14 protein-coding genes are annotated in these 10,868 nt (G+C 37.1%); 9 read left to right on the top strand and 5 right to left on the bottom strand.

The genetic code is table 11. The annotated features are described in order from the left end of the window. Positions 1-289 (bottom strand): DUF2621 family protein (locus tag V7147_RS19050; RefSeq protein ID WP_335369410.1); only part of this gene is annotated, 289 nt, incomplete at its 3' end. A 124-nt stretch (positions 290-413) separates the two neighbouring features. Here V7147_RS19050 and V7147_RS19045 point away from each other — a divergent pair. Continuing rightward, on the top strand, positions 414-1,679 hold the full coding sequence (locus V7147_RS19045; RefSeq protein ID WP_335369409.1) for a SpoIID/LytB domain-containing protein: 1,266 nt from the start codon (positions 414-416) through the stop codon (positions 1,677-1,679). A gap of 17 nt (positions 1,680-1,696) precedes the next feature. On the opposite strand, the gene V7147_RS19040 is transcribed toward V7147_RS19045, so the two are convergent. Next, complete coding sequence (locus V7147_RS19040) at positions 1,697-2,092, bottom strand: Hsp20/alpha crystallin family protein (RefSeq protein ID WP_335369408.1); 396 nt, start codon at positions 2,090-2,092, stop codon at positions 1,697-1,699. A gap of 154 nt (positions 2,093-2,246) precedes the next feature. On the opposite strand from V7147_RS19040, the gene selA reads away from it, so the two are divergent. Then, a complete protein-coding gene (selA, locus tag V7147_RS19035; protein ID WP_335369407.1) occupies positions 2,247-3,647 on the top strand; it encodes an L-seryl-tRNA(Sec) selenium transferase in 1,401 nt (466 codons plus the stop codon). 157 nt (positions 3,648-3,804) lie between these two features. Here selA and V7147_RS19030 read toward each other — a convergent pair whose 3' ends face one another. Continuing rightward, positions 3,805-3,948, bottom strand: coding sequence for a small acid-soluble spore protein P (locus V7147_RS19030; RefSeq protein ID WP_335369406.1), 144 nt, complete (start codon positions 3,946-3,948; stop codon positions 3,805-3,807). A gap of 126 nt (positions 3,949-4,074) precedes the next feature. On the opposite strand from V7147_RS19030, the gene V7147_RS19025 reads away from it, so the two are divergent. Beyond that, on the top strand, positions 4,075-4,329 hold the full coding sequence (locus V7147_RS19025) for a hypothetical protein (protein WP_335369405.1): 255 nt from the start codon (positions 4,075-4,077) through the stop codon (positions 4,327-4,329). A gap of 36 nt (positions 4,330-4,365) precedes the next feature. On the opposite strand, the gene sspO is transcribed toward V7147_RS19025, so the two are convergent. Further along, positions 4,366-4,515, bottom strand: coding sequence for a small acid-soluble spore protein O (sspO, locus tag V7147_RS19020; protein ID WP_057999856.1), 150 nt, complete (start codon positions 4,513-4,515; stop codon positions 4,366-4,368). A gap of 219 nt (positions 4,516-4,734) precedes the next feature. On the opposite strand from sspO, the gene acnA reads away from it, so the two are divergent. The 6 genes from acnA (at position 4,735) to V7147_RS18990 (ending at position 9,596) form a co-directional block, all read left to right on the top strand. Next, positions 4,735-7,443 carry an aconitate hydratase AcnA gene (gene acnA, locus V7147_RS19015; protein WP_335369404.1) on the top strand — a complete coding sequence of 903 codons (2,709 nt, stop codon included), beginning with the start codon at positions 4,735-4,737 and terminating at the stop codon, positions 7,441-7,443. A gap of 132 nt (positions 7,444-7,575) precedes the next feature. After that, a complete protein-coding gene (locus V7147_RS19010) occupies positions 7,576-8,103 on the top strand; it encodes a TlpA disulfide reductase family protein (RefSeq protein ID WP_335369403.1) in 528 nt (175 codons plus the stop codon). A 165-nt stretch (positions 8,104-8,268) separates the two neighbouring features. Beyond that, positions 8,269-8,400 carry an FbpB family small basic protein gene (locus tag V7147_RS19005; RefSeq protein WP_335369402.1) on the top strand — a complete coding sequence of 44 codons (132 nt, stop codon included), beginning with the start codon at positions 8,269-8,271 and terminating at the stop codon, positions 8,398-8,400. A 100-nt stretch (positions 8,401-8,500) separates the two neighbouring features. Next, on the top strand, positions 8,501-8,638 hold the full coding sequence (locus tag V7147_RS19000) for an acid-soluble spore protein N (protein ID WP_335369401.1): 138 nt from the start codon (positions 8,501-8,503) through the stop codon (positions 8,636-8,638). A gap of 158 nt (positions 8,639-8,796) precedes the next feature. Beyond that, positions 8,797-9,033, top strand: a complete 237-nt coding sequence (gene tlp, locus V7147_RS18995; RefSeq protein WP_335369400.1) for a small acid-soluble spore protein Tlp — start codon at positions 8,797-8,799, stop codon at positions 9,031-9,033. A gap of 137 nt (positions 9,034-9,170) precedes the next feature. Beyond that, positions 9,171-9,596, top strand: a complete 426-nt coding sequence (locus tag V7147_RS18990; protein WP_335369399.1) for an acyl-CoA thioesterase — start codon at positions 9,171-9,173, stop codon at positions 9,594-9,596. Positions 9,597-9,642: 46 nt separating this feature from the next. Here V7147_RS18990 and V7147_RS18985 read toward each other — a convergent pair whose 3' ends face one another. After that, positions 9,643-10,830 carry a CapA family protein gene (locus V7147_RS18985; RefSeq protein ID WP_335369398.1) on the bottom strand — a complete coding sequence of 396 codons (1,188 nt, stop codon included), beginning with the start codon at positions 10,828-10,830 and terminating at the stop codon, positions 9,643-9,645. Between the last annotated feature and the right edge of the window lie 38 nt (positions 10,831-10,868).

The following is a 10,868-nucleotide window of genomic DNA, read 5'->3' as shown; positions in this document are numbered from 1 at the left end:
CAAGTGCAAGTTCCCCTATTTTTCCAGCAATTTTTTGCCTGGCTACATCACGAAAAAGCTCTGGCACAGGCTTTACTAAATCTTCTAATAATGCCTTCAGTTCGATTGGCCACATATGACGCGTTTGGTCTATGTAATAATCCTGCCAATCCAAATCAGACTTTCCATCTTCCTTTGGAAGTTTTTTTAGAAACTTTCGGAACATAAAAAAGCCACCAATTGCTAGAATTGTGATAAAAAAGAAAACCCATATTAATATAAACCATAAAAACCAACCTGTTAACTGCATGAAAATGTTCACCTCAATGGTTCATTATACCTCATTTGACAAAAGTTTTGAAAGAATGAAACTGTCTTTTATGTGTAAAAATTAGAAATTCATATATTTCATGATGTATGGGAATTATACGGATATGAAAAAGATACTATTTTTTACATGTATGTTTATCTTTGCTGTAGGGATTTACCACGGAGATGCAGAAGAACTGGTGCGTGTTCGACTTGAAAATTTCGTCGGAGATGCTGAAGAAATTCAAATGTATATTAAGGGTGATTATTTCACCATTGACCCGACATTAGTTTTACAAGAGGGAGTGAACTACCGCTTATATGTCAAACAGGGGAAATTATATCTTAAAGGAGGAGAAATAAGCCAACAAGTCGATAACAGCTTTGTTTTAATCCCTCGAAACTATAGTGAGAATCATCGTGTTTTTATCGATGAACGACCATACTTAGGGGCGATGGAGTTTCAGGTAGAAAATAATCATTTTGTACGCCCGGTTAACCAGCTACCGTTAGAAGACTATTTAAAAGGAGTTGTCCCACTCGAGGTTTTTCCAACTTGGAATATCGAGGCCTTAAAGGCTCAAGCACTTGCAGCAAGAACGTATGCAGTATCCCATCTTAAAGAAGATATGGATGATACAACATTCTATCAGGTGTATGGCGGATATGCTTGGAATGTGCGGACAACAAAGGCTGTTGAGGCTACCAAGGGTCAAGTAATTACCCATAATAATAAGTTAATCGATGCTTTTTATTCTGCGAGCAATGGTGGAATGACAGAGAATAATAAACATGTGTGGGGAGGAGACAGTAGGTCATTCTATCCAATCAAAGAAGATCCATTCGATCCAATCCACCCTTGGGAATTTACACTATCAAAAACACAAATAAACCTTGAAGAAATTGATTGGGAATCTATTAACGCATGGGACGGGCTCCAGGAAAAGGACAAAGAAATTACAGCTGTCATGAAGCGGTCTATTAATCGCCAAGGGTTTCCAGGAGATATTGCTATTCTTTCAATCCCCAAATTCGAAATACATGCAAAAAAATACAAATCGAACCGCTCGATGACAGGTTCATTTGAAGTAGAATTTTTACAAAGATTGCTTGATGGGACAGTGCTGTTAGGGAATATTACGCTTGAAAATGTGAACCTGAATCGCATTCGACCGATGATTGGTGCTACTATTTTCAAAAGCTATTATATTGACTCACTTGATTCTGATGATACGAAATATGTGATGAAGGGAAGAGGCTATGGACATGGAGTTGGAATGAGTCAATGGGGAGCAAGTATTATGGGGGATAAAGGGAAAAAATATGAAGACATCATTCAATTTTATTTTCCCGGAACCACAATAACAAATTTTGAAGAAATCTCAAATTAGAAAGGGTCCTGTAGCTATTACAGGACTTTTATTTTTATCTGGCTTTTCCTCTTTTTTCGTTTGCTATTTTTTTTGATATAAATTTCGAGAATTTCATTTCGAAATAGTGCTTTTATTTTCTTTTTTTCTAATTCGAAAGGAAGAGTAACGATTCTTTCGGTTAAGATTGTATCATTTGAAGATTTTTCGCGATCTGTTAGCCTGATATGGAAGGTGTCGTTTTTAACATTCAGTCGGATTTGCTCGGGCAGATATCCTGATAATTCTGCCTCGATAATGTACTCATTTTGTGTTTCAAACAAATCAACTCGAAATTGATAATCATCTAAAAGATACGGGTCTTCAAGGAATTGTTTCATCCAGTCCTCCAGTCCATTTAAGGAAAGGGGATTTGAATTATCGAAATTATTCATGTTTTGAACCTCCATATAATTCTATATCTAAGGTATTCAAATGGGGAGCTGTTCGTGATAATGAAAACGTAGAAATGGTACAATCTGTTGTGAAATTAGGTCCAAATATGTAAAAATAGACATACATATGCAAAGCTGTTGTGGAGGTTTCGGCATGAAAAAAATATTAAAGCTACTACCAGCCATATATGAACTACAAGCCCATCCATCCTTTGGAAAATATCAAACCCTTCATCATGTGGAAAAGGATTATATGACAAACCTATTACGGGATGTAGTCAATCAGATTCGAGATGATATCATTCTTGGGGTTTCGGTTAAAGAGATAACTTCAAAGGAAGAAATGATGGATTTCATCTTTAAAAAGGTGGAAGAAGAGCTAGTTAAAAGAACAAAATACTACTTAACAAAAACAATCAATGCAACTGGTACGGTTTTACATACAAATTTAGGACGAGCAAGGCTAAGTGACCAAGCCCTTCAACATGTGGTTGATATTTCAAAAGGTTATTCTAATTTAGAATATAATATTGGCGACGGGAAGAGGGGTTCACGCCACTCCATCGTAGAATCCCTTCTTGTGGAGTTAACAGGTGCTGAGAGTGCAATGGTTGTTAACAATAATGCTGCAGCTGTCTATATTGTTTTACGTGCTTTAGCAAAAAATCAAGAAGTGATTGTTTCGCGCGGGCAATTAGTGGAGATAGGTGGCTCATTTCGCATATCTGCAATCATGGAGGAAAGTGGCGCAAAGCTCGTTGAGATAGGCACAACCAATAAAACACACCTAAAAGATTATGAGAATGCCATAACAGAGGAAACGGCAATGATTCTAAAGGTACATACAAGCAACTTCAAGACCATTGGATTTACGAAAACGGTTGAGGTTTCTGAATTGGTTCCATTAAAGGAAAAAAAAGGAGGTCTTGTTATTTATGAAGATCTAGGAAGTGGGGTTTTGTACGATTTTACCAAGCATGGGATTGGGGATGAGCCTGTTATAAAAGAAATATTGGAACAAGGTGTTGATCTAGTTTCGTTTAGTGGGGATAAGCTGCTAGGGGGACCACAAGCGGGGATAATCGTTGGGAAGAAAGAGTTGATAGATCAATTAAAAAAACATCAGCTTGCTCGAGTTTTACGTGTTGATAAAATGACATATGCGGCCCTTGAAGCAACATTGCTTTCCTATTTGAAAGGAAAGTATAATGAAATACCTACTATACGAGACATTATAGCCCCAAAAGAGGAGATAATGGAACGCTGTCATCTTTTTAATAAACGATTATTAGAAAAAACAAATCAATTTACTATCGAAATAAAAGAGGATAGTTCACCGATCGGTGGCGGAACAATGCCTGGAGTTGAGGTGCCAACTTATGTAGTTTGTATTACTCATTCTCATATGTCCGCAGAGCTTGTAGCTTCAGAGCTACGTAATCACGAAACACCAATAATTGTACGGATTAAAAAGAACGAAGTCATTCTTGATTTTCGGACAATTGGAAATGAAGAAATGCAAGAAATTGTAAAAGCCTTTACGCTTATAGGATGAAGAGCTGGAAGTTCTTAATGTTGTTTTCGATGTCTAGCTCCAGGCGCCATCGGCTCGAGGTCACAAGCCAATCACTTCGGAAGGCAAAGAACGCCTTCTGTCAGCGCTTTTCTTGTGCTTGTCGCCGATGAGCGGGCGCCTTGCGCTTTTCTTAATTTTACATATCATGTCCTTGGTTATGTTTTTGCCTTGAGTGGTTGCGGTTTTTTACTTTTTTCGAACCACTCAATGGTTGTGGTTGACTCCCAGCGTTTTGACCGCCGTTTGCTCTAATATCTTTGAATGTATTTTTTTCTGCCATGTTTTTATCCCCCCTTATATGTCTTAGGATAGTGTTTTTCCACTTTTTTATGCGATAGCGACCGAATGATTTTTTGGAAAAAAGGTAAGCTATAATTGCACGAATTACCTTAAGGGAGTTGAAAAAATGCCGTATCATAAGAATAAACAGCAGGCTTTCCAAGCTGCACAACAAGGGACCGAGGAAGCAAGAGATCTTTATGCAAATATCGTCAGCAATGATCCGGATTATGGTGTTCATCTAAAACGATTGAAAAATGAGGTTGATGAAGCTTATCAACAAATTGAAAATGCGTTGGAAGTGGCATCAGAGCACCAAAAATCTCAACTGCAGCAATTTCAGCAGGATTTACAATCCATCATGAATGAAGTAAACGATTAAAAAACAAGCCCGCAATTTGCGGGCCATCCTGGTTTGTCACTGATTTTTCTTGCGCTTTTTATTATTTTGACGTTGTTCCGCCGTTAATGGCTCATTTGCAAATTCTTCATTATATCCCGCTCCAACACCTTGAGCACTTGCATCATTCATTCCTGGTCGTACATGATTTGCTTTGCGTTTCGACATTAATTTCACCTCCGACCTTATTTTATTCTTATTTCACCAAATTATCCTTCATGATGATAAGGAAAACTTATAGAGTATAATAACAATCTTGTTATTTACTTATGTATATAGTTATATTAGTATATGTATTGAGAGAAATTAATGGGGAGAGTTTTATAATCTCTTAAATTTCGACAATTGTGTAAAATTGCGTTAAATTTAAACAAAGGGGGTATACATATGGCAAAGCATGATGTATTTAATGCACGTTCTTCTTTCGAAGCAAACGGCAAAAAGTATAACTATTATAGCTTACAAGCATTAGAAGATGCGAAAATTGGTAACGTTTCAAAATTGCCATATTCCATTAAGGTTCTATTGGAATCTGTACTACGTCAAGTTGATGGAAGAGTAATTACAAAAGAGCATGTTGAAAACTTAGCAAAATGGGGAACTGATGGATTACAAGAGGTTGATGTTCCATTTAAGCCTTCACGTGTAATTCTTCAAGACTTCACTGGGGTACCAGCTGTAGTTGATTTAGCTTCACTTCGTAAGGCAATGGCTGACATGGGTGGAGACCCACAAAAAATCAACCCGGAAATCCCAGTAGATTTAGTAATTGACCACTCTGTACAAGTTGACAGAGCAGGTACACTAGATGCACTAAAATTCAATATGGATCTGGAATTCGAACGTAATGCTGAGCGTTATAAGTTCTTAAGCTGGGCTACAAAAGCATTTGATAACTACCGTGCTGTACCACCAGCAACTGGTATTGTTCACCAAGTTAACCTTGAATACTTAGCAAATGTTGTTCATGCAGTTGAAGGTGAAAACGGTGAATTCGAAGCATTCCCAGATACACTTGTAGGTACTGACTCACATACTACTATGATCAACGGTATCGGTGTACTTGGTTGGGGTGTTGGAGGAATTGAAGCTGAAGCAGGAATGCTTGGACAGCCATCTTATTTCCCAGTACCTGAAGTTATCGGTGTTAAACTAGTTGGTACATTACCTAATGGTACAACTGCTACCGACTTAGCACTTAAAGTAACTCAAGTATTACGTCAAAAAGGCGTTGTTGGTAAGTTTGTTGAGTTCTTCGGTCCTGGAGTTTCTCAACTTCCACTTGCTGACCGTGCAACAATCTCTAACATGGCACCAGAATACGGTGCAACATGTGGATTCTTCCCTGTAGACGGAGAAGCATTAGAATATCTTCGTTTAACTGGCCGTGACGAAGAGCAAATTAAAGTAGTAGAAGAATACAGTAAGGCTAACGGCTTATTCTATACAGCTGATTCAGAAGATCCAATTTTCACAGACGTTGTTGAAATCGATCTTTCTGAAATTGAAGCAAATCTTTCTGGTCCTAAGCGTCCACAAGATTTAATTCCACTTTCAAAAATGAAAGAAGCTTACCATACTGCATTAACTGCAACTGGAAACCAAGGTTACGGTTTAACTCCTGAAGAAATTAACAAGGAAATTACCGTAAATTTCAACGATGGTGAAGAAGTACAAATGAAGACAGGTGATATCGCAATCGCTGCGATTACAAGCTGTACAAATACTTCAAACCCATATGTTATGCTTGGTGCTGGTCTAGTAGCGAAGAAAGCAGTTGAAAAAGGTCTAGAGGTTCCTAAATTTGTAAAAACATCTTTAGCACCTGGTTCTAAGGTTGTTACAGGTTATTTAGAGGATTCAGGTTTACTTCCTTACCTTGAAAAGCTTGGCTTTAGTACAGTAGGGTACGGATGTACAACATGTATCGGTAACTCAGGTCCATTAGCTCCTGAAATTGAAAAAGCAGTTGCTGAAAATGACCTAGTGATTACATCTGTTCTTTCTGGTAACCGTAACTTTGAAGGACGTATTCACCCACTAGTTAAAGGTAACTACCTTGCATCACCACCACTTGTAGTGGCATATGCATTAGCTGGTACTGTTGATATCGACCTTCAAAAAGAACCTATCGGTAAAGATAAAGACGGCAACGATGTATTCTTTAATGACATTTGGCCTTCAGCTGAAGAAGTTAAAGAAGAAGTTAAAAAGACTGTTACACCTGAGCTATTCAGAAAAGAATACAAGCGTGTATTTGATGATAACGAGCGTTGGAACGAAATTGAAAGCACTGACGAAGCACTTTATGTGTGGGATGAAGATTCAACATATATCCAAAACCCACCATTCTTTGAAGGCTTATCTAAAGATCCAGGTGAAGTTAAGCCACTTACAGGTTTACGTGTAGTTGGTAAATTCGGAGATTCCGTAACAACTGACCACATTTCACCTGCAGGTTCAATTGGTAAAGATACACCAGCAGGTAAATTCCTTCAGGAAAATGGGGTTACACCTCGTGAATTCAACTCATATGGTTCACGCCGTGGTAATGACCGTGTTATGACAAGAGGAACTTTTGCGAATATCCGTATTCGTAACCAAATCGCTCCTGGTACAGAAGGTGGATGGACTACTTACTGGCCGACAGAAGAAGTAATGTCTATCTATGATGCATGTATGAAATACAAGAAAGATGGAACTGGCCTAGCAGTTATCGCTGGTAACGACTATGGTATGGGATCATCTCGTGACTGGGCGGCTAAAGGTACAAACCTTCTTGGCATTAAGACTGTTATTGCTGAAAGCTTCGAGCGTATTCACCGTAGTAACCTTGTATTAATGGGTGTATTACCATTACAATTCAAGCAAGGTGAAAATGCAGAATCTCTTGGGCTGACTGGTAAAGAAGCAATCGAAGTTCAAATTGATGAAAATGTTAGACCTCGTGACTATGTAAAAGTAACTGCAACCGACGAAGAAGGAAACAAGAAAGAATTTGAAGTACTTGTTCGTTTCGACAGTGAAGTTGAAATTGATTACTACCGTCACGGCGGTATCCTACAAATGGTACTTCGTGAAAAAATGAAGGGTTAATATCCCTTATTTGAGGGCAGTTTTGTGAAATTCACAAAACTGCCTTTTAAATTTGTCCTTTTTTATGGTTAAATAGGTATAATGTTAATATGGATACATTTGATTTTGCTGAATTTTATACGGAGGATTCAAATGGTTAAAAAAATTGTAATTGCACTTGTTTTAATAGGCTTAGTGGGTTATGCAGTTCTTGAATTTGTTCAAGACCAAAAAAGAGGGGTAACTGGTATAGAAGTTGGAAATATGGCACCTGATTTTGAACTTCAATTATTAAATGATGAAAACGAGACAATTCGTTTATCCGATTTGAAAGGGAAAAAGGTGGTTGTGAACTTCTGGGCATCATGGTGTAAGCCATGCAGAGAGGAAATGCCAGAAATTCAAGCATTTTATGAAACAAAAAGCGATGATATTGAAGTATTAGCTGTTAATATGACCGCTTCCGAAGTAAAAGCTGAAAATGCACATAAATTTGTTGAAGGAAAAGGATATACCTTTCCACTTCTAATGGATCCTAAAAACCAAGCAAGCAGTGATTATAAGGTATTAGGACTGCCAGAGACGTTTTTTATTAATTCCGATGGTACGATTAATGATAATATCAGAGGACAAATAAAAGATTTAGATATGCTCAAGAGCAAGGTCAATAAATTAAAATAACAAGAAGAACCAATATTTAATTTAATTGGTTCTTTTTTGTGTCTATTTTTCAACAAAAACCGACATTATTGAAATTTTTAAATAAATTTTCGAAAATTTGTAATAATTAGAGCGTTGTTTGGTGATAATTACTATTACAATAGTAGATAGAGGAAGGTGAGAAAATTGAGAAAAGTTAGAAAGGTAACATTCGCCGATTTGGTTAAAGAAAACAAGCAAGAGTTGTTAAAGGACCAAGAAGCGATGGATCGTATTGAGGCGAGACTAGAACAAAAAAGATTAGAAAAAGCTGAGTAGATTTTCCATCAAATCTTTGACATGGATAAAATCTCCACTTCTCTTTTTACATGAGAATGCCTGCTAACGGTGATAATGAAAAGGAGGAGGGAGTATTAAAATGCCACAAAAAGACCATGAAAAATTTAAACCTAACCAAATTGGAACACAACCACGTGGATTTGGTGGAAATAAAGGGAAGAAGATGCAGGACAAATCTGGGAAGCATGCTCAGGTTATGCAAACAAAAGGTGAATAATCGTATTTCACTAAATAAAAGGGCGTTTTAACTACGTCCTTTTATTTTTTGTATCAATAATATCCTTTTTTTACATGTGAATCCTCTTTCATTAAAGAAATAATTTTTTATATTTGAAGCAAAATAGAGGTGTATCACATTACATAGGAGGAATAAGTATGACACAAAATAGACCTAAACCAGACGATCGAAGTGATAATGTAGAAAAGCTACAGGACATGGTTCAAAACACGATGGATAACATTGAGGACGCACAAGAAACGATGCAATTTTCGAATGAACAAGATAAACAGAGAATTCAAGCAAAAAATGAACGTCGCAAGGAGTCAATTGAAGCAATGCAAGCAGAGATTCAAGACGAGGCATCAGCTCGTGAAAATGGGTATAAACAATAACATCGTGGGGGTATGCCTGTTAATAGGCATACTCTTTTTTAATGATACATAAATTCGTTTCATTTTAAAGGACTTTTCCATTGTGATACTATATTTGTATAAAATACACTTAAATTTAGAGTAGGGAGAGGTCCGAATTGCTCATTTCAAAGAAGGAAGTCGAAGTACGATATGCGGAAACAGATCAAATGGGTGTCGTCTATCATGCAAATTATTTAGTTTGGATGGAATTAGGGAGAACACAGCTTATTAAGGATTTAGGTTTTAGCTATGCAGCAATGGAGAGCGATGGTATTATTTCTCCTGTTATTGACCTTGAGGTTTCCTATAAAAAACCATTAAGATATGGGGAAACGGCTTTAGTCAGTACGTGGATTGATTATTATGATGGTCTCCGCGTCATTTACGGATATCAAATTACAAGGCCAAATGGTGAAGTTTCTGTTAATGCGACATCTTCACATGTTTGTGTTAAAAAAGAATCCTTCCGTCCGACATCAATTCGGAAACATTATCCTGACTGGCACGCTGCATACGAAAATGCTAAAAAGAGGGAAGAATAGAAAAAACAAGGCATATCCTAGATGTGCCTTGTTTTTGTTTTTTAAGTTATTGTGCTGTGTCCAGCCATTGATTCATATGGTGAGTCATTTCTTCATATTTACTAGATGCATTGCTTAACCCAAAGTTATCTGCGTTTTGAAGTGGTACAACTTTAAAGTTTTTATAGTTACTGTTTGATACAAAAGTTGGTGTGAATTGTGGGTTTTCAACTCGAATGATGGTTTCATTCTTTGATTTTACCTCTTTGACAATTTCCACTTGTAAAACCCCGCCAATATCTTTATAATCCCGTATTTGTCCTGATAAGAAATTGCCAAGTGAGTAAACCACAAATGTTTGATTTCCATTTTTACCTGTTAACCAATCCATTGGTTGTAATACATGAGGGTGGTGACCGATAATAAGGTCAACACCTTCATCTGCAAGCTGCTGAGCAAGTTGTTTTTGAGCATCATTTGGGAATAATTGATACTCATTTCCCCAGTGCATGCTAACCGAAACAACATCGGCTACTTCCTTTGCCGCTTTGATGTCCTTTTTAATCAATTCCATATCAATTAAGTTTACGAGATAGTCTTTTCCTTCTGGTACAGGTATGCCATTTGTACCATAAGTGTAGGAAAGGAATGCAATGCTAATTCCATTTCGATTTAACACACGGATATTACTTTTATCCTCAGGGCTCTGATAGCCGCCTGTATATTCCATTTCAATTTTATTTAAATAATTGGTTGCGCTTATAATTGCCTTTTCGCCACGATCAAGCGTATGGTTGTTCGCTATGGAAACAATATCAACACCTGCATCCTTAAACGCATCAGCAACCTCAAAAGGGCTGTTAAAGCTAGGATAGGTTGATAATCCGATTTCAGTTCCACCAAGAATCGTTTCCTGATTGGCAATTGTAAGGTCCGCATTTTCAAGTAAATCCTTAACATTCGCAATCATTGGTTTGAAATCATATCCATTCCCTATGTTTGCAGCATTATACACAACAGAATGAATTAAAATATCCCCAATTGCAGCAAGTGTCATTGATGTTGTAAATGGCTTAAATTCTTGCTCAGTCTTTTTAAAATCATGATTATGAGCAATGTAGTCTTTTGTTACAGAATTTGCTTTTACATTATTTAGTGTGAAATAAACACCTAATGGAACAAGTAATAAAATAAGTAAACTGATGAGATATTTTGTGATGCTGACTGATTTTCGTTTTCTTCTATTTCTTCTCATATGACACTGCATCCCCCTAATCAAATGCGCCCTTGGCG

The sequence above is a fragment of the Bacillus sp. JJ1521 genome (genome assembly GCF_036965165.1).
In the GTDB taxonomy this organism is placed as follows: domain Bacteria; phylum Bacillota; class Bacilli; order Bacillales; family Bacillaceae_L; genus Ferdinandcohnia.
This window is presented reverse-complemented; position numbering and strand designations above follow the sequence as displayed.